Raw genomic sequence first — 25,476 nt, 5'->3', positions numbered from 1 at the left:
AAAATGGCTAGATTAATTTTTTATGGAGTGATCAAGGTAAAGAGGCTGGGTTGAGCGCCTACCTGAAATACTATAGGCATGTAGGGAAGGTTAAACAAGAAGAGTACCATTATAAAAAATAATGCAGAACTAATGTTACCTATCCGCACCCATTTTTGCTCCATAGGCTCAGGAAACCAGGCCGTAATCGCATAAGTGAAACTGAATAAAATTGCAGTAATGATGCAAATTACCACATTAACGTCCACAGAATAAGATTGGAAAATTTTATGAGTCATCATTAAAATTAAGAGGAATAAAATCACTCTATAAATACGTAACAATAATTTAAGCCAGAATGGAGTTCCGGATTCTACACTCCCATCTTGGAAATAGGCATTAAAAAATATAATTCCTAATGTGGATAAGGGGACTAAAATAATTAAAGGATTGATGTGTTCTTCACTACCACCTGCAGCATGGGTCAAATAAAGAACAAAATAAACCATACTTATCAGTGCTAAGAATGGGAATAAATAGTACATCATTCTTAAAAGTAATAAGCGTAAGCTATAGATGATTTTAATATTTTGCTGACCGACCCCTAATCCTATAAAGAACAAAGTAGAATTGGAAATCAACTGAAAATGGAAATTATTAGTATATAAACTCCATAACCAATCACTACCTACTGTTTTGAAAATAAATGCGCCCAATAGAATGAGCAGATTGGCTAAAGCGGAAAACAAAGAGGCGACAAAAAGCAAAGGAATCGTGTTCCATACTGCAGCAAATAGACTGTTATAACTTATACGCCAGGTATTATCCTGATGGTATGCATAATGGAACGAGTGACCCACATAGAGAAAAAGTGGAAAGGCGCGAAGAAAAGTAAACCAATGTTCAAGATGTCTGAATGTAAATTGTGCCTCTAAGGGAAGTAAGGGTAAAGATAAAAACAGAGCGATGATGAAGCTGCTGGCAATTAAACGAACGCAGTTTTTTTCATTAAAAGCCAGGGCATATAAAAGGGCAAAAAGGACGATCAACGCATAATCAAATACCTTAGTAACTTCATTGCGGACTAATCCATCTAGTGCAAATCCAAGGATTAAGCCAATTAAGGTGAAGAGATAGATTCCTTTTTTTGAGGGCATTTTTTTCTCCATAAGCCTATGAATTTAGGATAGTCGATTTTAAATAAACTTTCATTATTTCGTTAGATACTTCTTTGGGTATGTTTATTAGAACAATTGATAGATATTATGGTTTTATTTTGATCTGCGTTTTTGTAGAATGAATTTTAAGTAATTGATTAACTAACTCATTGAGTCGCTATGCTGAGTAAAATCGAACGTTTTAAAGAATGGCGTGGGAACAAATCAGAAGCAGAGCAGGATATCCTGGAATCAGCCTTGATTATGATTCATTATATTGACTCTGTAAGGAATCTTGACGACATCGCAACGAATGCGCAGGTAAAATATTATGAGTTTGATCAATATAAGAAACGCTCCTGGGGAACTGCAGTTTTCGCCAAGCTATTTATCGATGAAGCAATTGCGCATTTACCAAAAACAGCGGAAAAAGAAAGAGTCCTTCTGACTCAATCGAGTGAGGTTGTGGCCGCTTTATATGAAAATTGGAAAAAAAATACGATGGGAAATATTTTCACTTTAATTGGAAATATTGAAAAATTATTGGCTTTAAACAGTGTACCTTTCGAGGATAAAAATCAGTATAAAAAGTTTTTACTCTCTGCTGCTATGTTATTCCATATTATCAAACTCGGCATTGCTGAAATTGAAAGTGATTGGAAAGCGCAAATACTGCTTGCTTTCATAGATCTGAAACAAATAAAGCCTAAGATTGATCTTTTTTTGCAAAAAATAGAAGAAAGAATGGCGCAATTAACACAGCCCGCACACTTGCAAGTTCAAAATATCGCTACAGATCCTCTAAAACCAGTGAAAGAGCTTTTGGCTAAGCGTTATCTAAAGGTCATAGGAGTTCCTGTAAGGAATGGAAAAACACAAAGAATAACTGCCCCATATAGCTTAATACGAATTGCTCCAGCAACTCCTCAACCACGTCCGCCAGCACGAAGCATCCTAGAGAGTCTTTCTGCGCTTGAAACAGATATGGAGAAAGTTCATTTGGGTATTTTTAGTTTGATCGATCTAAGAACTAAAAAATTAGAGCTTGAAAAAACTATAGAGGTAGTGAGGGGATTGCTTTTAGCTGCCGAAGAAAATGATCTGAAAATCACTGGAAGAAAATATTTTTTAGATTTTATTGAAGAAAAAGAACAGTCAATCCAAATACTTTTAGAACATTCAGAGGAAACTCGAAAACAGGGTTTAGTTGAAAAAATCAAGCAATTAAAAAATATGGGGGAGTCTCCAGATTTGTCTTCAGAGGTAATACAAGGCGTAAGTTGGATGGCTACACCTATAACTGTTGTTTTTCGAACAGCTACGCCACAGAAGCTACAAAATATCATTGAATCTTCATTTCCCGCTACGTTAGACAGTTTGTGTAAGACTGAATTTAAAGAAATGGCAAAAGTATGTTTATTGGATTTAGAAACTAAATTAAAGAAAAAAGAAAAGCAAGTTGCTATTATAAATAATCGTTTTTTTAATCAAGATGAAGAGTTAAAATCGTTAATCGCAACTGAAACCTTGGAACGACTTGCTGTGCTTCAACAAGCAAACAAGGAAATGAGCGAAGCGGTGCAAGCGTGCTCTAAGTTACTCGCGACTGTAAAAGCAAATTCATTGTTTCTGTATGATCTGCAACAAAAAAGCCAAACCTTAGGTGAGTTTATTAAACTTCATGACGGTTTTTTTGTGAAAATTAGCAATCTTCTCGCTCAATACTTTACTTGCTTTAAAACTAAAACCGCAAGGATGATAGATGATGCGGCTCATTTGAAAATTAAAGTCGACGGACTTGCAAAAGAATACCGAGGGGTTGTAACTAAGGGAATAGGCCAAATTGACCATATACCCTCTTTAGATGAACGTATTAAAACGCATATAAAAAATCAATTTAAAGCTGAAGAATTCGAGATTTCTCAAGAAAAGCAAAATTACATGCGGCCTAATAAACGTACAGTTCGTTTATTAATGCAAAGCTTATCGAAGTTGTTCGCTACAAAACCGCAGCCCTGTAGAAAAGAAAAGAACAAAAATGAACAGGGTAAAGAAGAGCTGGTTTTAATCGCACCGTCTAAAGTTTCTTAACGCTCAAGACCTAATCAATGGCAATAACGATGATTATAAATTTTTTATGGACAGGACTAAATCTAATAATCCCAATACCTAATGGGCCAACTATTGGTTTATTGTAATCAAATCCTTTTTGCCATACCCTAAATAGTTACATGTTACTTGGCGCACCTATATGAATTACGAGAAAGTTTCGATATATATTAATGAAGCAGAGCAATGGCAGAATAGACCTTTGTATCTGGAACTTCTCGATATGCTAAAAAAGCAGAGTGTATTAGAGGGGATAATATTTCGAGGGGTAACGGGATTTCCTTGGGGAGAAAGTGCCAAACCTTCTCTTTTTCATCGAAATAAAAAATTATCTCTTGTCGTGCAATTTATTGATAATGTTGATGGAATTGACGCTCTGCTACCCGAGTTAAAGAAGATGGTTCCACATCATTTCATTCTGCGTAAGCCCATAGAAATAATAAATTGGCACGAATAAATTTGCGATCTTAAGCGTTTGCTCGGGCGGGAAAGAAGATTAAATGTTCTTTTTTTATTATCGTTATTAAATATTCTAAAGCTACAGTAACTTTTTCGGGATGATCAAAAAACTCGATAATGAGAGGAAGAGAAAAAGATACGTCCAAAAAGGAATCATGGTGTATACCTGTTTCGCCACTAAAGCCACTTATTGCACGAAAAACACTAATTCCTCGAATTTTAGCCTCGTTTTGTAAGTAATTTAAAATAATAGGTACATTCTCGGCTCGTTCTAAAGTATAGATTCGTACCACTGTAACTTCGACTGTTGCAATATCTAGCTTCTCGTTCACTCTTGACTCTCCCTAATACTTCTCAAGTTGAATATTATTATCATATGGCATCCTAGGAAATATTAATATCCTAAACTCCGCCCTAATATTACTAAATCTGTTGAAAGATGAAGAAAGAGTTCGATACACTGTACCTATTGATTCTTTTTCTACAATTTTGGAAATTTCAATTCCTTGTAGGGGCAGTCATAAGAATTAATCTAGGAAAACCAATTTAATCGATTATTAAAGGTACTCATGAAAAGGATATTTAAAGTCTCAAAAAGGGAGATTAATTTACCTGTTATCGTCATTGTATTGAGTATCTTAATTGGTATCTACCATATTCTTTCTTATTTAATTCCTTTTACAAGTCATGCTTTTGTAGTTACTAACGTTACTCCGATTGCAGCAGATGTTTCTGGTTTTATAACAAAAATCTATGTTCAAAATGGAAGTCCTGTAAAAAAAAATCAACCTCTATTTGAAGTTTATCGAAAACCTTATCGTTTAGCTTTTGATTCGGCAAAGGCGAGATATGAAGAAGCAAAAGAGCGTATTAAAGTAATTGAGCGGCAAACACAAAAAACAAAAACATTATTGGATGCAGCTAAGTATGAGTATCAAAAATCTCGCTTTGAATATCAATTAAAAAAAGCACCTAGTGTAAGCGAAGCTTTATCAAAACTTGAAGTACGAAAGCTAGATTATGATTTACTTTCAGTTAAAAACAAAATGGATTCACTTAATAAACAAATTGCAATCGAAGATCAGCAAATAATTCAACAAAAAAAATTGATTAAAGCGCTCAAAGCAGAAAAATATAAAGCGAAAGTAAATCTTGACCTAACTATTGTTAAAGCACCTACTGATGGTGTAGTCGATAATCTCTATATTGGTCCAGGGACTCCTGTGAAAATACACCAACCATTATTTTCCTTTATTAATACGTCAAGATGGTGGATACAGGCTAATTTTTATGAAACCGATTTACGCAGAGTAAGACCCGGCGATAAAGTTTATATCATGCTCCGAATGTATTATTTCAATAAAATCTTCCATGGCAGGGTAGTCAATACCTTATGGGCAGCAGGTCGACAAATTACTGATCCACGCACACAACAGCAGATGGTTAGCAGCAATAATCAATGGTTATTAGAGCCACAACGTTTTCCACTTCAGATAGAGATTCTTGATCCCGATCCTAATTTCCCATTACATCCTGGTGCGAGTGCTTATGTTTATATCGAAACTAATACGCATCATTGAGGACTATGATCCCTACGGAAATCATCGTGTTAATGGAGTAAAAGTCACTTATGTGTTGCTTATTCTTTTTGCAGTTAATTTTATTTTTTCCATTCCTAATCCCTATTTTTATTATTTTTACATTCCAATTACAGCTATGGCAGCAGAAGTAGTAGGGGATACGATAAAAAGAAAAAATTTGTTACTTTTTTATTGCATATGGTGGTCTGTTATAAGTGCATTTCTTTTTGATATTTTATCAATTAGTGCTTTTTTTCCCATTTTTGCATTCTTCTACTCGTTTTTTTTATATATGGTTGCCATTAAAAGCCGGATGCATACGATCATAATTGCGCCAGTAGCCTTAAGTTTGGGGGCATACTCCCTGCTGTATAAAGAGATAAATACCAGTTTTTATGCAATTATCAATAATTGTTTGAATACCTTCATCGCAATGGCAATAGTTTTTGCTGCTTTAGCTTTTTTTCCGAGGAGTTATTATTATCGGTTATGGTTAAGGGCTTTGCTATTACTCATCGCCCAAATTATCGAGCATTTATCCTTGATGGTGGAACGTAAAAACATCATTTTTAATCCAGTCAGAGGCCATACAAACCATCTAATTCGTTATGCTTCGATGTTGCCTCAAACATTTCCCCTTCGTTCCATTTGGAGAATTAATTTACTGATTAATCACTTGCATTTAGTGGTTTGCGTTATTGAATCAGAAACAATTATTCTGGAAAGTGAAAAAATTAATTTATTCATTAAACAACTTAATACTTTAAAAGAGGCAATTGAAAAGGAACAACCCTGTAAATTAGCTGAAACGCCATGGAGCATTTTAAATAAACTTATCTCTTCTTGGAATTATCTATGTTTAAAATTGTAGATTATCGAAAAACCAGAGCATTACAAATTTGCCTCGTTTTCTCAACTGCTTTGGCAGTTCAAAGTCTTTTAGGATACTCACATGCCGGATGGATTGGTTTTGCAGTAATGATGATTTATGCAGGCTTTGATCGAGGCGCCAGTTTGCAGCGAACTACTCATCGTTTTTGGGGGGCAGTTTTGGGGTTACTGTTGTCTTATATACTATGGTTTATTGGACAAATAGATTTTCGTTTTATCCTCATTATTATTCCTATTATCGTCTTTATGGCCTACTTTTCTTTGGGAAAGCGTTATGCATTTCCTACTATTTTCACAGTCACTCTAACCTCATTAGGAACAGATTATTATGGGAGAAATAACTATGCCGTTCCTAATTTCTTTTTTGATTATTTATTATCGACAATTGTAGCATTCTTGCTTTGTTTTATATTTGAAACGTGGGTATTTCGCAACAGCCAATTATCGAGAAAATTTTATATAGATTTACAAAAAAGAATTATTACTCATTTGCATAAACTGTTTGATATAGTAACCCAAAAACCATTACGAGATAGTGTTTATTTAAAAGAAAGTGTGGTGCTGAACACCAGTATGTTGGATTTATATGCTTTTGTTGATTCAGCCAAGTATGAATCTGATTTAGATGTTAACTTTGCAAATGAATTAGATGCTTTTGGCTCTGTAGTTCAACAAGCCTATCATAATATTCGCAGGCTTTTTGTTTTAGGAGCCCATAAAAATGAGGTACTCAAAATTGAGACTCGAAGTATATTGGAACAACTTACTCGAATAAATCAAAGCCAAAGAGTTAAATATATTGGAGAATAAATTGATTAGGATAATTGGCTTACTGATTTTGGGTTTCCTGTTGAGCTCTTGTACTCATCATCCCTCTAAGCCTTTACTTATTCCAAATCAATGGCCCGTTAACGATTCTAAATTCATAAATACCGATGAACATCTGCCTTGTTTTCCATGGTGGAAGCAATTTAAAGATCCTAATTTAAATATGCTGATTGACAAAGGCCTGGTTAATAATAACGATGTGAAAGTCGCTGTAGCTCATATTGAAGCAGCTCAAGGAGAATTAAAACGCGTCCAACTGAATTGGATTCCTGAAGTAACGGGAAATGCTGGTTATTCTTCGTTTCCTTATCTAGGTTTCCCGGGAGTACTCCTGACGGTAGTTCCCTCTTATACCATTAATATCTTCAAACAGATTAAAGAACAACAGAAAGCCAAGTATGAATTAAAAGCCACAAAAGCAATGTATTATGGCGTTCGACTTGCTGTAATAAATCAGATTGCCAGCAATTATTTTAATCATCAAAGCCAAATGGAACAATTATTTTTGTTGCATTCCTTAGCAACTGATCTTTCTAAATTAATCACTATCTCTCAGGCTATGTATCAGCGTGGGTTATTTGCACGAACCCAATTAGAGCTTGCTAAAACGGAACTCTCATTAATCCGCTCGAAAGAACGAGTTGTGCAACAAAACATCGTGGTTAGCGAAAATGCCTTACATTATTTACTGGATGAAAATCCAGGAGAATTACCCCTGAAACGCCATTTTAGGGACTTAAATAGTCAACAAATGATCATTGGTGCTCTTCCATTAACCATTATTGAAAACCGACCTGATATGATGCAAGCAAAGCAAGAATTTTGTGCTGCTAATGCGGGAATTGGCATCGCTTTTTCTCATTTCTTACCTACAATCAATTTAGCTATGGCACGTGGAGAAATTGCTAAAGTGGCCAATGGAGGCCAATTAGGCCAGGCGGTTCATTTTAATCAGGCCATTCTCGAGGTTCCTTTTTTAAGGGCATCTGCTTTAGGGCAACTACAAAAAGCTAAAGGATTAAATAAAGCATCCTATTATCGTTATACGGATACCTTACGTAAAGTACTTAGAGATGTGACCAACGATTTATCCGCGCATGAACTATATACAGAACGTCTTAATGATATAATGAGGGCAGAGCGCGAACTGAGAAGCGCTTATCAATTAAATAAGACTTTATATGAAAGAGGTATTATCAGCCATCTGATATTGATTGAAGAAAAAGTTAAATTAGATCAACTCGCTATTGAAGTAAACCAACACAAACTCGAACAATTAATGACTATTGTTAATCTGTATCAGGATTTAGCGGCTGGGTATAATTATGGTTCTTTTGCGCCACAATAAGGATAGCGTCCCATTCATGCATACCCTGAGGGTTGTAATAGACATAGGGATACTATAGAGCCCCCAGGGTCGCATGTCGTTCTTCAACATGGACTTCTCTCTTATTGTTCACATTAAAGAATAAAACATTATCATGATGATGTCTCACCGTAGAGCGATGTGCGATACTAATAATTGTTGTTTTGGGCAGAAGCTCTTTGAGCCGACAATATACATGTTCTTCCACATTTTCATCTAACGAAGCTGTAGCCTCGTCCAGAAATATCCAGTCGGGCTTTCTTAGTAAAACACGTGCAAAGGCAATTCGCTGCTGCTCACCTAATGATTTAAAACCAACGTGTTGATCTAATTTGTCAGAAAGCATTTCCAAATTTACGGCATTTAAAGCTGAAATCAACTCACTATCAGAATACACACAATGTGCATCAGGATAAGCGAGTACCGCTCTCAGGGTGTCATTCGGGAGAGTGGGTTTTTGCGGTAAGAAATAAATAGATTCTAAGCTATTAGGGATTAAAATTTCTCCTTCTCCAGATAACCAAGTTCCCGCTATTGCTTTAAACAGACTGCTTTTTCCTGTTCCTGACGGAGCCTGAATCAGCGTATGAATTCCCGGTTTAAATTGTAAGTTAAGACCTTTAACGATTAATTCATTACTGCCGTGTAAATGAAGATTTAAGTTTTGTACGATAAGATTCTTATTGTGATGGCCTATCGAGCGAATTATGTTCTTAGTGGATTCACTTTCATTATTTTTCTCCAAAGTTTCTTGTAATGTTATAATCCGGGCTAAACTCGTTTGGAATTTATTAATCATTTCAAATGAGTTAATAAACCAGTTTAAAGAGCGCGTTATCATAGAAAAATAATATCCTGCAGAATAAAATACATCCAAGGTAATTAGATCTGTGAAATATAAAGGTGCGGCCGCCAGGACTGGAATAATTGCTTGGAGTATCCCATTAAATAAATTAAATGAGGAGGTTTCATTTTGAATGGATAATCGTCTTCTAGTTTTAGTATTTAATTCATCTACCTCTTTTTCCAATCGGTTTTGGTAGTATTTCTCCGCGTGTTCAATTGCGATTTCTTCAGAGAAGATTTTAATATGTTGCAAATCTGAGCGTAAATTGGATTGAGCAATAGTCTCTTCGTTGGTGGACTCGCGTAATGATCGATTTATAAAATAGCCCATGAGCGAGGTTGCAATCCCTACTCCTAATGCCACTAAGACTAAAAATCCTGGGATTATTATAGTTCCTCCAAAAAGCATAAAGGATAATGAGCCTCCTGCCAAACTCAAAAGTACAGTATAAATAACGAGATTAAAAAAGTTATCGATAAAGCCTAATGACAAGTTTAGAAAGGAGTCCACCACTTTATCAATGTCCTCTTGGATACGTTGTTCCGGATTATCAATGTCACTATAAATTCGTGAAATTTCTAGGTAGTTTGTCTTATTATTTAAGTACTGATCTATTATTTTTTTTGTTAACCAGGAGCGCCAATTTACGTACAATTCATTTTTTAAAAAATTAGTTAAATAATTTAACCCCGCCATTGCACCCGAAATTAAAAGACAAGCTCCTACGCCCATTAACAAAAGAGCTGTATCTTTAACTATAAATGCGGCAAAAATATAGGGAAAACACCACCATCCTAAAACAAAGCTCAGACCAATTATTGTTAAAGTGCTCAAAGCACAACCCCCAAATAGAGCCCATGCCTTCCACTTATCATTGGAATTTAAAAAATAATCTGGCAAAAAATGTAGGGATTTTTTGAAGTAAGAGGGTTCGGTTTTGGAAGAGGTAGTCATTGAAGTATCAATAATGTTAAAAAAAAGACAAACATAATGCATATGCACTAAAGGATCAATTGATTTAGGAGAATGAAATTTCTGAGAATTAAACGACTAATTTTTTAACTATGACGTTCCTGACCAATTTCTCTGACAACCTGTTTTATAAGGTGCTTGATTTTTAAAAACTTAATGTTTAAAGTTCGATCAGAATTAACTGCATTAAGGAGGATTAAATGTTCGGTTTTTTTAATAAGGAAAATAAATGGCGAGCCGCCATGCAAGCTGCAAATGTAATTGGTTTATCGGTGGCTGCTTATAATTTATTGTCCAATCCTGACACAGCTTGGGAAAATGGTTTTCAGATGGTAATGCTGGCGATTAATGTAGTTACTTTCAGTAGCAATGATAATCCGTTGTCCAGCATAGGTAATGCTGCTCTTAATTTTACAGGTTTGGGTACCGCTTATGCAGGAGCTACATCAGGTTGCACTGCAAATTCGCTTCCCGTTACTGTAGGAAATGTTTTATTGCATGCGACCAACGCAGTGACAAGTATTTGTTACAAATATGAGCCCCATGAAGAAAACACTTCCGCAACACCTAATAAAGCCATGTAATCTATTTAGGTTGAGCTGGAATGCTCAACCTCATCAATGAATTCAAATTGTATAAGAACAAATCACTTAACGTTCATTAATATCAGTTGAAATGAAAAATTTGAGCTATATTAAAATACAGGATTTGAACAAATAACAATAAGGACAAATCATGAGCGCTCTTCTGCTATTATTTTTAGCAGTAACTATAAGCTATTTTCCGCAACTTCCTTTGGAGCTTCCTCAGATACGTACTATGAAGGATGATGCCCGTTTCATTAGTGAAATAGCACCGTTTCCAGGTATCGAGCAAATTAACGATCTCTACTTAAATGATATTAAATCATTGTTAACTCGTGAAGCGCCTAATTTAAATCCCTTAGTGGTTAACAAAGTCCTCACTACCCTTAAGTGTGCTACCTCATATAATGTGGTGCACAATAATATTTTAACCATTATTGATTATTCATTGCCTTCCAATGAGAAGCGTTTCTGGGTGTTTGATTTAAAAGCAAGAAAGTTATTGTATTATACTTATGTATCCCATGGTATCAAATCAGGCTCATTATTGACCAATTTCTTTTCAAATAAATTTAACAGCAAAGCAAGCAGTATTGGGGTTTATCAAACTCAACAAGCTTATTATGGTCGTGATGGTCTCTCATTACGGTTGGATGGGTTGGATCGTAGTTTTAATGATAATGCATCAGGTCGGTCTGTTGTAATGCATTCTGGTTGGTATGTAGAAGAAGGGTTTATTAAAAGATACGGACGACCTGGACGAAGTTGGGGGTGTCCTGCACTTCCTTTAGCGATATCTAATGGAATTATTAATACGATAAAAGATAAATCATTATTGGTTATTTACTATCCGAGTGATGCATGGTTTGCCAAATCAAAATTTTTAAATTGTGATAAAACGGCTGCATCTCAGCATACGAATGATTCAACGATACAAGTACCTGCTTCTGCTCCTAATGAACATCGCGATGCGATTTTATTTGTAGGAAGTGGATATAAAGGCAGTAAGAACGCTGAAAGTAAACCTGTAGCGGTTATTTCAGCAGATACTTATGAACGGGTATTTCATACTACTGCGCCATTAACCCGAATGTTAAGACGTCAAATTAACAATGCAGAATACATAGCTTTGAATGCAACAGAACTTTATTATTTGGCCAATAATAAGGCCGATAGTGCAACAGGTCAAAGTGAGAGTTTAAATGCCATCCATTTTGTTATTCCGGTGCTAAAAATAGTCCGAGGCGGTTATTATGAAACACAAATGCAAATCGTCAATTTAGGTAAAATCAAAGAAGTTAGAATTAATGGGGGTTTATCCAAAGAAAACGAACTTGCAAATAGCTTCACCGTTTATTTTGAGGGAAGTTCAACCGTTAATTTACATGCGAATAATGAATTTATCCGGTGGGTGGGATTATAGTTATAACTAGCTGAGTATAGCCCGAGAATAAAAAATTCTCGGGTCATAGATTATACTACATGAGCTCATTAGTTGAATCATCAAGTTCAAGCCACATAGCGTTTAAAATGGCGAAACAACAAGCAAGACCAGTACCTAAAATCCAGGAAAAATACCACATAATATACCTCCTAATAAGCCGTATCCGCATTTTTAATAAGTGTTTGCTCTGTTATTTTTCCACGTAATACACGATAAACCCAAGCGGTATAAAGCAAAATAATGGGTAGGAAAATAACCGTAGCTGCTAACATAATAAACAGAGTTAATTGACTGGAAGAACTATCCCAAACTAACAAACTTTGTCCGGGATTTGAGGAAGAGGGGAGTATGAATGGAAACATACTTACACCTACCGTGGTGATAATTCCTACAACAGAAAGAGCACTGCAAATAAAAGCCGTTTTAACATGTTTTGCGGCAATAAATGTTAATAAAGCTGCAATAACTCCAACTCCTGGAGCGAGTAAGGTTATGGGAAAACTACGATAATTAGAAAACCATGCATCAGCTTCTCGGATAACTGTTTTGTAATGTGGGTTTGAGGGACCATCATGAGCTAAAGCGCTGGTCAAACTATAACCATCAATACCATAATGAAGCCAAATTCCTGCACCAATAAAGATTAAGAAGGACAATAGAGCAGATATTTTCCCTGCATTTCGAGCTCGCTGTTGTAAATATCCCTCTGTTCTTAGGTTGAGAAAAAAAGCACCATGCATGGCAAGCATCAGTACAGAGAGTACTCCACATAATAGAGCAAAAGGATTCAATAAACCAAAGAAACTACCGGTATAAAATGGTCGTAAAGATTCATCAAAATAAAAAGGAACGCCTTGCAAAACATTGCCCACAGCAACCCCAAAGATCAATGCAGGGACAAAACCACCGACAAACAAAGCATAGTCCCAGAATGAACGCCATTGAGGATTAGTTAATTTTGAACGGTACTTAAAGCCAACTGGACGCAAGATAAGGGCCAATAATACCAACAGCATCGCCAAATAAAAACCTGAGAAAGAGAGTGCATATAAGATTGGCCAGGCAGCGAATATCGCACCACCCCCTAAAATAAACCAGACTTGATTTCCTTCCCAAGTCGCACCGATGCTGTTAATTAAAATACGTCGCTCAGTATCTGTTTTTGCAATCCAGGGTAGCCACATTGCCACACCCAGGTCAAAACCATCCATGACTGCAAAACCAATCAGTAATAAACCGAGCAAAATCCACCATATGATTCGTAATGTTTCATAATCCAAAGGCATAATTGAATCTCCTAGTGAGCCATATTATCAGGGCCAAGACGGATGTACTTAACCATCAAGAAAATTTCAACGACGGCAAGAATTGAATAAAAGAGAATAAAACCAGTTATTGAGGTCAATACTTGAGCATTACTTAATGTAGATGTACCCATAGCAGTAGGTAATATATCCTGGACTGCCCAAGGTTGCCGTCCGTATTCCGCAACGACCCAACCTAGCTCTGCTGCAATCCAAGGTAATGGCAAGGAATAAAATGCCATACGTAAATACCAACGGGTAGTATGTAATTTACGTCTCATAGATAAGTAGAAGCCTACTGCAAATAAAAGAATGAAAAAGAATCCACAGGCGACCATAATACGGAAGGAGAAAAATAAAGGAGCGACTCGCGGCTTCAGATCATGTGCGGCTTGATTAATTTGATCTTCAGTTGCGTCAACAACTTGTTCCGTATATTTTTTCAAGAGCAGACCATAGCCTAAATATTTATTGTGTGCGGTAAAATCTGCTTTTGCTTGTTCGTCATTAGGATTTTTTTGTAATCGAGTTAATGCTTCATAAGCAAGCATTCCTTCTTTGATCCGTTCTTTTCCTTGTTCAATCAATTCTGAAATACCTTCCAGGGGTTCCGAGAAGGTTCGTGTTGCGATTAATCCTAATGCATAAGGGATGGTTATTGCGTAATCAGTGGTCATTGTTTCTTCATTAGGAATACCAAAAACCGTAAGACCAGCTGGGGCCTTTTCCGTATGCCACATGGCTTCGATGGTTGCGAATTTCATTTTTTGGTTTTGATTATCCAGATAACCGCTTTCATCGCCTAACACAACTACTGCTAAAGCGGATGCAAGTCCAAAACTTGCAGCTACAGTGATTGAACGTTTGGCAAAGTTTATATTTCTGCCTCGTAATAGGAAATATGCACTGATGGATAATACAAAAATGGAGCCTGTAACGTAGCCAGCACTGATAGTATGAACAAATTTGGCTTGGGCAACCGGATTAAACATTACAGCAACAAAATCGGTGACTTCCATGCGCATGGTATGGAAATTAAATTCCGCTCCCACAGGGTTTTGCATCCAGCCATTAGCAATCAAAATCCATAATGCTGAAAGATTTGTCCCTAAAGCAAGTAACCAGGTACAAAACATATGTTGGAATCGACTTAACCTATCCCAGCCGAAAAAGAACAAACCGACAAAAGTGGCTTCTAAAAAGAAAGCCATTAGACCTTCAATCGCCAGTGGAGCACCGAACACATCGCCCACATAATGGGAATAGTAGGCCCAATTTGTTCCAAACTGAAATTCCATAGTCAATCCGGTAGCTACACCCAGTACAAAATTGATACCGAAGAGAATCCCCCAATATTTGACCATTTGTCGCCAAATATCACGACCAGTCATTACAAAAATAGTTTCCATAATGGCTAAAAGTAACGACAACCCCAGTGTGAGTGGAACAAAAAGAAAATGATAAAGTGCTGTTAGAGCAAACTGTAAACGGGATAGATCGACCAGATCACTACCAGGAATCATTACTCACCTCACATGTCATGTACTTATTGATAAAATCTTTAGATTCCCTATTTTGTCTTATAAAATGCTAAGGAATTCCCTAATTTATTTTTTTTCATAAGGAAGATATTCTTTTGCTTGAATTGTTCCTAATAGCCATTGTTCATTGCTTTGATGTGGTTTTTCCACGTTTTTAAAGCAAATTAACCATAATAAAATCAATAGACTAAATTTAATAATCACGGTGATAAGAATATCACGAGTCAAGGGCTTAAGCATGTTCTTTAACCCTCGTTTCTTGACTCAGTATTCCAAATTTTAAAGATTCTGCGATTAATGAAGCTTTGTGAACAAGTTCTTCTGCCTTTTCCCTGGGCAAATGGTGTGCCGCTTCTTTCTGGAATAAATCCAGCCAACGAACAAAATGTGCTTCTGTAATAGGAGTGACTTGTTTTAATAGGACATGTTTTTGATAGGCATTGCCATGATACTCATTGGTTTTCAACATGATGCTATTCCAAAATTGACACAGTAGGGTAATGTGTTCATCCCAATCAACGTGTGCCACATCATTAAAGATGGGGCCAAGGACCTCATCTTTTTGCACTTTTTGGTAAAAATGGGTCACAAGCTTTTCAATATGGGTTTTATTCAGCTCAGTCATGTCACTATCTGCTGATATAAATTGGGATAATGATACTTAAGTTTCATTTTAAATACAACTTTAAATTAGTACCAAATTTTATTATTTCTTTATTTTATTAATTAACTCAAGTAAAGCGATTGCATTATTAAACTTTTCGTTTTTAGAGCTGTATAACAAAGTTACAGTTTGGTGTTCTGCTTCCCTCGTGATCTTGGTAAGTTGCTCTTGCTTTTCAGCCAGCTCACCCGTGTAGCGTTTTTTAAATTCTTGCCATTTTTCAGGTTGATGGTGAAACCATTGACGTAGCTCGTTACTTGGGGCAATTTCTTTTAACCATAAGTCTATAGCAGCCTTCTCTTTGTTTACTCCGCGAGGCCATAATCTATCAACCAATATTCTGTATCCATCTGATGAATCAGGTTCTTCATAAATTCTTTTGATCTTTATTTCATGCATCATGCCTTTCTTCTTGAGGGGGAAGCTTGAGTAATGGGTAGAGCTCAATTTTATTTTGAATAATATCTTCTAAACTAAATTGTTCTAAAACTTCAAAAAAAGCTTTTTGTGCTTCCAGAAGAATTTTTCGTAATTTACATGTAGGTGCAATGCAACAATTTGCTTTATCTTGATTAAAACATGGGACTAAATCAAAGTGTGGCTCTAGTTTTAAAACAAGAGTTTTTAAATTAATCTCTGCAGGATTTTCAGCCATAATAATCCCGCCATTTTTCCCTCTAATTGTTTTAATAATTCCCATTTTTGATAAATTATGAATTATTTTTATTAAATGGTTATGTGAAATGGCATAAGCCGAGGCGATGTCATTAATGGTGCATGTATTTTGTTTGAGTGCGATATAAATTAAAGCACGTAGCGAGTAATCAGTAAATTGAGTGAGTTGCATTCAACACCCTAAATTGTAAATAAGAGCTTATTATTTCTTTTTATTAGATGTATTTCAAATGCAATTTCAAGTCGCCAAAAAATCGACAGAGATACTATTATTAAAGCGTACTTGAGCTATAATTAAACTTATGGAGTTGAGAAACGGGGAATGATTATGAGCAGAACTATTATGAGTAAAATCATATGCATTGGGATTTTTGCTCTAGGCTTATTTGCTGCTGGAATGAGTTCTGCTGGTGGTGGGTGGCACGGTGGAGGCTGGCATGGCGGTGGAGGCGGCTGGCACGGAGGAGGCTGGCACGGAGGAGGCTGGCACGGAGGAGGTTGGCACGGTGGTTACTACCATAATGGTTGGAACGGTGGTTATGGCGGCTGGGGTACTGGCGTTGTTATTGGGGTTCCTTACTATAACGATTATTACTATCCTTCATGTCAAACCGTTCGCGTATGTAATCAATATGGACATTGTTGGTTACAAGAATCGTGCTATTAAAACTATAAACTATTAATTTAACCCACAATAAGTCATGTGGGTTTTTTTATTTTAAAAAACATACAAAGTTTTTAGTCGTATATAGACGCCGCAAATTGATAAAAGGATAGTATCTATTGGTAAAAATTGGTACTATTTTTGATTGTTTTCCATTTAACATGAGTTTCTTATGAATAACACAATAGAATATTTGAAGCATCTAAATTGGGAACATATTGCTTTTGCTACGTTTTTACTCTTTTTTGGTTATTTTGTTGCAAAAAAAATCAGCCACTGGGTGGAAAAAATAATTGAAAATCGATTTTCAAAACACCTCGCAATGTTATCAAGTCGGGTGATTTATTACGGCTTTTTTTTGCTGTTTTCGATTTCAGCATTGCATGAGATGGGATTTAAATTAACTTTATTACTAGGTACTGCGGGTTTATTTACGGTAGCTTTAAGCTTTGCTTCCCAAACGGCCGCATCCAATCTTATTAGTGGCGTGTTTCTGTTATTTGAACGCCCATTTAAAGTAGGGGACGTGATCTCCATTAAAGAGACTAAAGGAACAGTAGAAACTATTGACTGGTTATCCACTAAAATCAAAACCAATGACAATCGATTAATTCGAATTCCCAACGAGGGGTTAATTAAATCAGAAATTACCAACTTGAGTATATTTCCTCAAAAACGAGATGAGATCATACTAAGAATTGATGCGGTACATGATGTCAATAATATTAAGTCCTTACTCCATAAAATTTGTGAGGAATGCAGTCATATTTTACCCACACCTAAACCTCAAATTTTGTTATCTCAGATGATTGATAGAGGCGGTGTTGAACTTAAAGTGTTGTATTGGTCAAAAAGCGATTTAGCTACAGTGCGTGATGAAGTGCTCTCTGCAATTAAAATAACTTTTGAACGAGAAGCAATTAGTTTTGTTAACGATCGAATTTACATACCAACACTTCCTTCCTCTGCGACATCATTACCTCTCTAGTTGAAGATAAAGACAAAAACGAAATCAAAATCAATTGTTCTCTTGCTAACTTTTTAAACAGGTTTCGTTTTGTTTTAGCTAAATTACAATATTAAGACCACTTGCGAGTCTGGCATACTAGGTGTATGTTGAATATGAATGGATTGGAAGTGGGAGTTGAAATGGAATCAACGATCGAAATTGTTGGCTATATTGCCTGTTGCTTGGTGTTGGCGACGTTCTATGTCAAAAGGATTTTGACATTACGTCTCATCGCAATTTGCTCCAATGTAGCCTTTATTATGTATGCACTTGGTAGTACTCTTTATCCGATTTTTGTTCTGCATGCGTTATTATTACCCTTGAACTTATATCGGATTTTTGAAATAAAGAGAGGGACACTTAACTCTGATTCGCGAATCTATATTAATAGACGATGAATGGTTAAGGAAATGTAAATAATAGTTACAAATGTCTAAAGAGATCAATGACATTTTTACTCTAGTTATTTTCATCATCAGAAAATGATTAAGTGGAAATATGCCTAAATTTAGGAATAAATTGAGTATATATGGGAAGTACTTCTGTTCAAAGCATGCATATAGAAGAAAGTTCTAATTGTGGGTGAAGTTTAACAAATCGGTTAATTTGAAAAATATTAAACCCAGGTTTCGTTATCCTTCACCCAGGATAATATTCTTTTGAGCAATCATTTATTTTTCTGTTCGTGCTCAAGGAGCCATTGTTTGCGTAAAGTCCCTCCACCATACCCACCCAGGTTTCCACTGGTATTAATGATACGATGACAAGGAATAATAATTGAAAGCGAATTTGCACCATTAGCATTAGCAACTGCTCTGTAGGCAGTGGGTTTACCTAAGGTTTGGGCTTGTTCCGCATAACTTCTCGTTTCCCCATAAGGAATTAGTGTTAAAGCATGCCAAGCCATTTTTTGAAAAGGTGTACCTTGCATTTGGATTGGAGTGTTAAATTTTTTTAGCGTTCCTGAAAAATAAGCTTTGAGTTCTTTTTCAATCGATCGAAGTGGCGCTGTATCTCCGGGAATAATAGCTGCCTTCATTTTATTTCTTAGTCGTTCTACCTCACGCTCTAAGCCTCTTCTATCTACGAACTCCAAAAGATATAAAGCTTCATCATCAGCTACTCCAATCATTGGTCCAAGAGGTGAATCGAACCAGGAGGCCTTTAAAACACTGAGATGTTTTGCTAACTGCGAAGGTGCCGCTCCCATGATTTTAGAAAAAGCATCGCGAAAACCACTACTGGATTCATATCCAACATTTAGTTGTGTTTCAATCACCACTGTACCCGCACGAATTTGTTTCATGGCTATACCCATTCTTCTTGCACGTGCGTAAGCAACAAAAGTCATGCCGAAGCGTTTTTTAAATTGCCTGCGTGCAGTTGATGTATCAACTCCTAACGCGGCAAAATCGCTGTCTTTCCATCTCTTTTCAGGATTGGCTTCTACAGCAGCAACCAATTTTTGAATTAAATGTGAAGCCTGATTAGGATAGGACAGTGGCTGGCAACGCATACACGGTCTATATGAAGCTAGAAGTGCTTCTTGAATTGTGCGAAAAAATTCACAGTTTTCAAATTTTGGTTTTTTTGCAGGACAAGTAGGCCGACAAAATATTCCAGTTGATTTTACTCCAACATAAAATTGACCTTCATATTTGGAGTTTTTAGTAAGTAAGGCCTGGTAATATTCTTTTTTTTCTGTATCAGTTAACATGTAATGCTCAAATCAGTTGTTTCAATAGTTACTATAGCTTTTTTTAAAAAATGTGCGACCGAAATTCAGGCATCGAATTTAAGACAGAATTTATCAATTATCCACGACCATTCAATTTTCAGAAATTTAGGATGAAAATCTCATTATTTGTTACTCATGCTAAGTCTTGAGGAATTCCTCATTGCGGTTATACATAACGCCACCACTATTATAGCTTGTGTTTAGTTTAGTGAAACACCTGTTCCTTGATAGACCTACAAACTATTGCCGCTAAAACACACAGGTTTTTCTATTTTTCCCTGAGATGGTAAATTTACTCGGGTCATACCGCACTGATCTGTTCTATAAAAAGGAATTTTTAATGAGTCCATAGTGGCCAAAGTTTTAGCATGAGGAAAGTGAAAACGATTATCAAAACCTAATGAGGCTATAGCATAGCGGGGGGTAACTTCGAGCAAGAATCGATAAGAAGACGAGGTTTTACTACCGTGATGAGGAACAATTAACACATCAGAAGCCAGTTGTTCTTGGTATGTTTTTATTAAATAATCTTCGGCTTCTTTTTCAATATCACCGGTTAACAATATCTTTCCCGCTTTAGTGCTTACTTGCAGGATACATGAATTATTGTTTTTATTCTTAAAATGATGGTTGATTGGAAAAAAAATAAAATGAATACCATCCCACGTCCACTGTGGATAATCATGGCATGATTCACCATGACCGTAATAACGAGGTTCATTGACTAATAGTTGCTCTATGTGCATTCCTTTTTCAAGAGATTTGAGTCCTCCACGGTGATCTTTATCTGGATGACTAATGACCACGGCATCAATTTTTTTTATCCCTAAGGTTTTAAGGTAAGGTAAGATCACCATATTCCCTAGATCATTGCCTTGAAAAAACAGATCTCCAGTATCATAGATCAACACATGATGTTGGCTTCTTATCGCAACGGCCAAACCTTGACCTACATCCAAAATATCAATTACTGCTTCTCCTGGAGATAATACAGTTCGGAATGGAAAAAATGGAAGGAGCGCCCAGAGTAACGCAAGCCATTGGAGGCGTTTAGTGGGTAATAAAATCCACATCAGTAAAGCGCCCATCAAGAGAATGACCCATTCAATGCTATGGACCGAATAATTAATATTAACAAATTCTAGATGTTCGATGAGGCTTAATCCGTTGAATAACAGTGCAATCAGAAATGATAAGGGCTTCATTAAGAGGACGGCAATATTGCATGAACTGAGAGCCATCGTTATTAGTGCTATGGGTACGATTAAAAAACCAACTAGAGGAATAGCAAATAAATTCGCAATAAAACCATTAATGGAACCATACGAATACCAGTATAGGGTTAACGGCATGAGTCCAATTAAGCAGCTTAATTGTAAGGCTAAACTTCCTTTATATCCTTTTAACCTCCAACGTTGTTGAGTTAAAAGCAAACACGCGACAGCCAAAAAAGAAAAATAAAAACCTTGCATGAATACCGCGTGTGGTTCGAGACATAAAACCCCAAAAAGAGCATATCTCCATATTTGCCAGGCTGAAAAACGCTGTTTTCCTAAACGATAGAAGGTATAAAAAAAACAGCCGATGAGTGCTCTTTGTACTGGGGGGGCAAATCCTGCTAAGAAAGCATATAATAAAGCCCCCAGGAGCCCGCTAACACTAGCAATATAGGGGGCTGGAATATACAAACAGCAGAAGGCGCTTTGAGACCATAGCCATCGAATCAGCCAATAAATCATTCCAGATATTAATGCAATATGTTCTCCTGAAATTCCAAATAAATGGGTGGTTCCTGTACGTCTAAATAGATCCCAACTTTGTGGGCTAATATGGTTGGTCAAATTTAAAGTTAATGCTTCAAAAATTCCTGCAGTAAATTGATTCGGTGCCAATTGGTTGAGTTTATTGCCAAGATGTTCACGTACTTGAAGCCAATTAAAATGAGAAGGAGATTTTGAGAGTAAGTGATTGTTCTTAGAGAGAATATAGCCCGTCCAATGAATATGTCTTGTATTTAGTGTGCCGACATAATCGGCGCTTCCTGGATTAAGATAATTTCGGGGTTTTTTTAACTTGGCGTTAAACTGCCATCGTTGCCCTACGTGTATTTCAGGAGCATTGTTATACCAGGCCAATTGAATTAATCCTTGGGCTGGATGCTGATCATATTGCTCAAGTGCAAATAGAAATTGTGTCTTAGAGAAATCTTGGTTAGGAATAGATGCAATTGTTCCTTGAATTATTACTTTAGGTATTACTGGACTATTGGGCATCCCTCTAGGTACAGTAAGCAATTGATGCAAGTATGCGACTAACACCCCTAGAATAAAAAAGAGAATCAAGGAGTACTTTGGACTGAGGAACAAAAAGAGTAGGCTAATTAGAGGCAAAGTACGATTGAACGTATACAGGTAAAGTATGCCTGTGAAAAAGCAAAAAATTTCCATTTCATTTTAAGTTGGACCGTCCGTTAAACGGAATAGTAGAGAAGAGGGTTTTGTTTGTAAAGTAAATTTTTACTATGGCCGTACAGATATGAAGAACACTTTTAATTTAGATTATGGATAGTTCAGTTTAAATCAGCTTGGATTCCAACAACTAGGTTGTACGGCTCCTGTTGAGTCTACAGCTGTTTTTATATTAGATTGATCGATACTCAAACTCGCACAAGTCGCATCCTTAGTTTGATAACCTATGGGTGTTGCTGTCAAAGTATAAGTAGTGGTTCCTAACTTAGCTATGCGAATACGGTAAAAGCCTTGAGTCGATGTTTGCGGAAATGAAAGTAATGGGCTGCAAAGAACATTATAAGAAAAATGTTCGGCATAACATCGTTCCAGAGTGAATTGAGCTTGTATAAGTGTGGAGATGGCATCGGAACGATGCCTTTTAAGCAAGAAATGAAGGTAGCAAGGGTAGGCGATTGCAGAAAGGGTGGCTATAACAAATAGGGTCATCATTAATTCAATCAAGGTGAATCCTTTTCTTCGCATTGGATTTACTTTGTACATCCTTATTACTATCCTTTTACAAGTGAGCCTAATAGTGACTGCTTTAATCCCATTCGATAAATTTCTCGATTTCCGCACTTGCTACCTTGTATTGCCGATGCCTATTTTTGTTCTGCGCAAAAACATGAGGTTTATTGCATTGAATTTGATTTTTAAATGTTTTTAATGCATCTTCTAAATTCACAAAATCATAACCATTTCGTTTATACAAATTTATAATATCAGGCAAAACATAAGCATTAAGTAAATTTGCATGAATTAATAAAATTTGTGCTTGCTCGGTATTTTGATGAAATTCATTGTGTTCCTCAGCACGAAGTGTTTGTTGCCAAATAAAATCAAGATAAAAAGGCTTCAACTCATCTAAATAGGTGCGTCGATTCACTTCAGGAACTGATAACAAGCGTTGATTAAAAACAAAATCTTTGGAATCAATAGTAATTGGGGCAACTTGGTAATTCTTTCGGGCAAGATAACAGAGTATTTCTTCTTTTTTTTGTCCAGAGCTCATCGCCAAGTAAGGATAACGAAAATATTTAGGTTTCGTTAAAACAGGATGTAATATCTTGTCCGCACCTCGAATTTCCTCAATGTATTCTTGGGTATCCATTTTATTTAAATTAGCATGCGTCAGGGTGTGATTACCTAAACCAAACCCAGCATCGCGGAATTTATGCAGTATTTCCCAATTATTTTTACGTACTTCACTGGCAATAATAAATCCAGTCGCAGGAATTTGTTCTTTAGTCATGGTTTCAATCATCATGTTTAAATGAAAATTTCGATATTCGCCAACAAAAGGTAAATCATCGATGGTGATGGAGACTATTTTTTTGGGGGAAAAAGATTTTTTAGGGGACTCTTTATTTTTATCGTAATTTTCTTGTGATTGATCCTCGGAATCTAAGATACTCACATTATTAGCGGAGTCCTTAGCAATGCGATGACCAAATGCAAAACTGGTACTCTGACTCGCTATTAAAAACAACAGAATAAATGATATTTCTTTAATAAATAATTTAATTTTCATTAGATGCAAGGTACAAACAAATAGGGAAACCGACATTGTAACAAAAAATTAGCCTAAATGGCTTATTAGAGACGGGTTGTTTACAAAAATATAGATAAGATGACCAAATTAGTCATCTTATCCTAAAGAGTAGGTTAAAAAGCGTGAAGATTAAACACTAACCGTTTTTGCTCTGACCTACCGTAGCTGGTGTATGTTCTAGTTCCTCATCACTGTCCTCTTCCTCTGTGGCTTTACTTCCAAAGAATGTTTTATTGAATGCAGAAGAGAAACTGCCTAAATATCCTTTAGATTCTTTAGGTTCTTTTTTGATTTCTTTTTTGGTTTCTTTTTTAAATTCCTCGACGGCAATTTTCAAGGAGGCCATGCGGCACTCAAAGATCATATCGATGAGTAAATTAAACGCTCCTTTTAGATTAAAGTCTGCAATTGCTGAAAACATATGGCTGCTACGAATTGCCTTCTTACCATTATTTTTCGGAGCTACTGTCATAAATTGCATAAATTGAGTTGCAGAGGTAACCAAGGTCTCAACATCTCGGGGTTTTACTTCATCTACACCAAGAATTTTACTTAATCCATTGAAGATAATGGATTGTTCTGGGCTCGTAAGGTATGAAGAGGAATATTCTTTTAGGATTTGTTTATGAACTAGATGCATGGATCCAGCTAAAATAGCTACTTTTTCAGATTCATTAATTTCTGAATGTTTTAATGTTTCTCTTATTGCGTTCAGAAAGCGAAGTTGAGCAATTCGCTCTGATGATTTTAACTTTTCAATCTTAGAAACATTTTTGTCCGCAAGTTCATCTTTGATTAATTCATCAAGAGCTTTATTGAGTTTATCCCAACCAACAAATCGATCGGTTGCAGAGGCAGGCGATTTTTTAATTGCTTTGTATCTACTGATTTCAGCATTTGTTTCCGCATCATTAGTAAAAGAAGCAACGATTGCTTTTTGGGCGTCTTTTTCAAGTTCATAGGATGTTTGAATGAATTTGTCTAAGCTTTCGGTTGGGATAGCTGTTAACATATGGTTTTTTGTAAATCCATTACGCGAATCATGCCCTTGAAAAACCTGATTTAGGAACCCGTTTATCGCGGTATAGAATTTAGAAACTTGATATATGTCAGGCTTGTCTTCTGCTTTGGCTTCCTCACTAATTCCAACTGCATCCTTAAGGCAAGCACTCAGTAAACCGGGTGAGTCAATACTTCTACGGTTGTTTTCGATGTCTTGGATTGTCGTTAACATTGCGCCATAAAAAGCATTTGTTAGATTTGTTACATTCTCAAGAGCTTTGTCTTTTTTTTGAATGTCTTCTGTAGATGGAGAGAACTTTTCTTTTTCTACTGATTTCTTCTTTTCGTATTCTTTTATGGTATCTAGAAAGGGTTCTGCTTGTTCTTCGATTTGAGAAAGTATTGCAGAAAGGTATTGTAGTTCATATTTTCTTTGAGGGTTGCTATTAAGGTCTTCAATTTTTCCTTTATTTTCACGTTTTAAGAAAATATCAACGGTATCATCAAAATGTTTTCTTAATTCACTTAGTTCCTTTAATACAAACGTCATGTTAGTCTCCAAATGTCCAATGGATATATGTAAGATCTTCTTACAAGGCCT

Annotated in this window: 26 protein-coding genes; 11 read left to right on the top strand and 15 right to left on the bottom strand. The window is 36.1% G+C overall.

Annotated elements, in window-relative coordinates; translation table 11 throughout:
- Positions 1 to 20: 20 nt before the first annotated feature.
- A complete protein-coding gene (locus ACWTE2_RS22145) occupies positions 21 to 1,136 on the bottom strand; it encodes a hypothetical protein (RefSeq protein ID WP_454784391.1) in 1,116 nt (371 codons plus the stop codon).
- Between the two features lie 180 nt (positions 1,137 to 1,316).
- Here ACWTE2_RS22145 and ACWTE2_RS22140 point away from each other — a divergent pair, with 180 nt between their 5' ends.
- Together ACWTE2_RS22140 and ACWTE2_RS22135 are read left to right on the top strand one after the other, a co-directional pair.
- The gene (locus ACWTE2_RS22140; RefSeq protein ID WP_454784390.1) at positions 1,317 to 3,227 is read left to right on the top strand and encodes a hypothetical protein; all 1,911 of its coding nucleotides are present in this window, start codon (positions 1,317 to 1,319) and stop codon (positions 3,225 to 3,227) included.
- 160 nt (positions 3,228 to 3,387) lie between these two features.
- The gene (locus ACWTE2_RS22135; RefSeq protein ID WP_454784389.1) at positions 3,388 to 3,702 is read left to right on the top strand and encodes a DUF190 domain-containing protein; all 315 of its coding nucleotides are present in this window, start codon (positions 3,388 to 3,390) and stop codon (positions 3,700 to 3,702) included.
- Between the two features lie 10 nt (positions 3,703 to 3,712).
- Here ACWTE2_RS22135 and ACWTE2_RS22130 read toward each other — a convergent pair whose 3' ends face one another.
- Positions 3,713 to 4,036 (bottom strand): DUF190 domain-containing protein, encoded by a 324-nt coding sequence (locus tag ACWTE2_RS22130; RefSeq protein WP_454784388.1) that lies wholly within the window; start codon positions 4,034 to 4,036, stop codon positions 3,713 to 3,715.
- Positions 4,037 to 4,273: 237 nt separating this feature from the next.
- On the opposite strand from ACWTE2_RS22130, the gene ACWTE2_RS22125 reads away from it, so the two are divergent.
- From ACWTE2_RS22125 to ACWTE2_RS22110, 4 genes are read left to right on the top strand one after another with little or no spacing between them, the layout of a single operon-like run.
- Positions 4,274 to 5,284: an HlyD family secretion protein gene (locus ACWTE2_RS22125; protein ID WP_454784387.1), complete on the top strand. Its 1,011-nt coding sequence runs from the start codon at positions 4,274 to 4,276 to the stop codon at positions 5,282 to 5,284.
- Complete coding sequence (locus ACWTE2_RS22120) at positions 5,253 to 6,155, top strand: hypothetical protein (protein ID WP_454784386.1); 903 nt, start codon at positions 5,253 to 5,255, stop codon at positions 6,153 to 6,155. Before ACWTE2_RS22125 ends, ACWTE2_RS22120 begins: the two co-directional genes overlap by 32 nt.
- Complete coding sequence (locus ACWTE2_RS22115) at positions 6,140 to 6,985, top strand: FUSC family protein (protein WP_454784385.1); 846 nt, start codon at positions 6,140 to 6,142, stop codon at positions 6,983 to 6,985. The genes ACWTE2_RS22120 and ACWTE2_RS22115 overlap by 16 nt, the downstream gene beginning before the upstream one ends.
- Position 6,986: 1 nt before the next feature.
- Positions 6,987 to 8,351 carry a TolC family protein gene (locus ACWTE2_RS22110; protein ID WP_454784384.1) on the top strand — a complete coding sequence of 455 codons (1,365 nt, stop codon included), beginning with the start codon at positions 6,987 to 6,989 and terminating at the stop codon, positions 8,349 to 8,351.
- A 52-nt stretch (positions 8,352 to 8,403) separates the two neighbouring features.
- Here the strand turns inward: ACWTE2_RS22110 and ACWTE2_RS22105 are convergent, their stop codons facing one another.
- Complete coding sequence (locus ACWTE2_RS22105) at positions 8,404 to 10,170, bottom strand: ABC transporter ATP-binding protein/permease (protein WP_454784383.1); 1,767 nt, start codon at positions 10,168 to 10,170, stop codon at positions 8,404 to 8,406.
- A gap of 218 nt (positions 10,171 to 10,388) precedes the next feature.
- Between ACWTE2_RS22105 and ACWTE2_RS22100 the strand changes: the two genes are divergently transcribed.
- Positions 10,389 to 10,772: a hypothetical protein gene (locus ACWTE2_RS22100; protein ID WP_454784382.1), complete on the top strand. Its 384-nt coding sequence runs from the start codon at positions 10,389 to 10,391 to the stop codon at positions 10,770 to 10,772.
- 151 nt (positions 10,773 to 10,923) lie between these two features.
- A complete protein-coding gene (locus ACWTE2_RS22095) occupies positions 10,924 to 12,195 on the top strand; it encodes a murein L,D-transpeptidase catalytic domain family protein (RefSeq protein ID WP_454784381.1) in 1,272 nt (423 codons plus the stop codon).
- 55 nt (positions 12,196 to 12,250) lie between these two features.
- Here ACWTE2_RS22095 and cydX read toward each other — a convergent pair whose 3' ends face one another.
- The 7 genes from cydX to ACWTE2_RS22060 all read right to left on the bottom strand — a co-directional run bounded on the left by cydX (position 12,251) and on the right by ACWTE2_RS22060 (position 16,572).
- On the bottom strand, positions 12,251 to 12,358 hold the full coding sequence (cydX, locus tag ACWTE2_RS22090) for a cytochrome bd-I oxidase subunit CydX (protein ID WP_454782069.1): 108 nt from the start codon (positions 12,356 to 12,358) through the stop codon (positions 12,251 to 12,253).
- A 7-nt stretch (positions 12,359 to 12,365) separates the two neighbouring features.
- Positions 12,366 to 13,502, bottom strand: coding sequence for a cytochrome d ubiquinol oxidase subunit II (gene cydB, locus ACWTE2_RS22085; protein WP_454784380.1), 1,137 nt, complete (start codon positions 13,500 to 13,502; stop codon positions 12,366 to 12,368).
- A gap of 11 nt (positions 13,503 to 13,513) precedes the next feature.
- On the bottom strand, positions 13,514 to 15,043 hold the full coding sequence (locus tag ACWTE2_RS22080; RefSeq protein WP_182391368.1) for a cytochrome ubiquinol oxidase subunit I: 1,530 nt from the start codon (positions 15,041 to 15,043) through the stop codon (positions 13,514 to 13,516).
- Positions 15,044 to 15,127: 84 nt separating this feature from the next.
- Entirely contained in the window at positions 15,128 to 15,301 is a 174-nt protein-coding gene (gene cydP / locus ACWTE2_RS22075) for a cytochrome oxidase putative small subunit CydP (protein WP_182391367.1), read from the bottom strand.
- Complete coding sequence (locus ACWTE2_RS22070) at positions 15,294 to 15,686, bottom strand: group III truncated hemoglobin (protein WP_454784379.1); 393 nt, start codon at positions 15,684 to 15,686, stop codon at positions 15,294 to 15,296. Before ACWTE2_RS22070 ends, cydP begins: the two co-directional genes overlap by 8 nt.
- 81 nt (positions 15,687 to 15,767) lie before the next feature.
- The gene (locus ACWTE2_RS22065) at positions 15,768 to 16,127 is read right to left on the bottom strand and encodes a DUF488 domain-containing protein (protein WP_454784378.1); all 360 of its coding nucleotides are present in this window, start codon (positions 16,125 to 16,127) and stop codon (positions 15,768 to 15,770) included.
- Positions 16,117 to 16,572, bottom strand: a complete 456-nt coding sequence (locus ACWTE2_RS22060) for an Rrf2 family transcriptional regulator (RefSeq protein ID WP_454784377.1) — start codon at positions 16,570 to 16,572, stop codon at positions 16,117 to 16,119. Before ACWTE2_RS22060 ends, ACWTE2_RS22065 begins: the two co-directional genes overlap by 11 nt.
- Before the next feature lie 156 nt (positions 16,573 to 16,728).
- On the opposite strand from ACWTE2_RS22060, the gene ACWTE2_RS22055 reads away from it, so the two are divergent.
- The 3 genes from ACWTE2_RS22055 (at position 16,729) to ACWTE2_RS22045 (ending at position 18,471) form a co-directional block, all read left to right on the top strand.
- The gene (locus tag ACWTE2_RS22055; protein WP_454784376.1) at positions 16,729 to 17,067 is read left to right on the top strand and encodes a hypothetical protein; all 339 of its coding nucleotides are present in this window, start codon (positions 16,729 to 16,731) and stop codon (positions 17,065 to 17,067) included.
- 169 nt (positions 17,068 to 17,236) lie between these two features.
- Positions 17,237 to 18,052 carry a mechanosensitive ion channel family protein gene (locus ACWTE2_RS22050; protein WP_454784375.1) on the top strand — a complete coding sequence of 272 codons (816 nt, stop codon included), beginning with the start codon at positions 17,237 to 17,239 and terminating at the stop codon, positions 18,050 to 18,052.
- 161 nt (positions 18,053 to 18,213) lie between these two features.
- Positions 18,214 to 18,471 (top strand): hypothetical protein, encoded by a 258-nt coding sequence (locus ACWTE2_RS22045; protein ID WP_182391362.1) that lies wholly within the window; start codon positions 18,214 to 18,216, stop codon positions 18,469 to 18,471.
- 269 nt (positions 18,472 to 18,740) lie between these two features.
- Here ACWTE2_RS22045 and ACWTE2_RS22040 read toward each other — a convergent pair whose 3' ends face one another.
- From ACWTE2_RS22040 to ACWTE2_RS22020, 5 genes are all read right to left on the bottom strand, one after another.
- Entirely contained in the window at positions 18,741 to 19,790 is a 1,050-nt protein-coding gene (locus tag ACWTE2_RS22040; protein WP_454784374.1) for a bifunctional transcriptional activator/DNA repair enzyme AdaA, read from the bottom strand.
- 254 nt (positions 19,791 to 20,044) lie between these two features.
- Positions 20,045 to 22,258 carry a DNA internalization-related competence protein ComEC/Rec2 gene (locus ACWTE2_RS22035; protein WP_454784373.1) on the bottom strand — a complete coding sequence of 738 codons (2,214 nt, stop codon included), beginning with the start codon at positions 22,256 to 22,258 and terminating at the stop codon, positions 20,045 to 20,047.
- 132 nt (positions 22,259 to 22,390) lie between these two features.
- A complete protein-coding gene (locus ACWTE2_RS22030) occupies positions 22,391 to 22,822 on the bottom strand; it encodes a type IV pilin protein (RefSeq protein WP_454784372.1) in 432 nt (143 codons plus the stop codon).
- A 43-nt stretch (positions 22,823 to 22,865) separates the two neighbouring features.
- On the bottom strand, positions 22,866 to 23,852 hold the full coding sequence (locus tag ACWTE2_RS22025; protein ID WP_454784371.1) for a polysaccharide deacetylase family protein: 987 nt from the start codon (positions 23,850 to 23,852) through the stop codon (positions 22,866 to 22,868).
- 157 nt (positions 23,853 to 24,009) lie between these two features.
- Positions 24,010 to 25,425, bottom strand: a complete 1,416-nt coding sequence (locus tag ACWTE2_RS22020) for a hypothetical protein (protein ID WP_454784370.1) — start codon at positions 25,423 to 25,425, stop codon at positions 24,010 to 24,012.
- Positions 25,426 to 25,476 lie beyond the last annotated feature (51 nt).

Source organism: Legionella nigrisilvae, assembly GCF_977063395.2.
The sequence above is the reverse complement of the archived record's forward strand: the minus strand, read 5'-3'. Positions and strand labels throughout refer to the sequence as shown.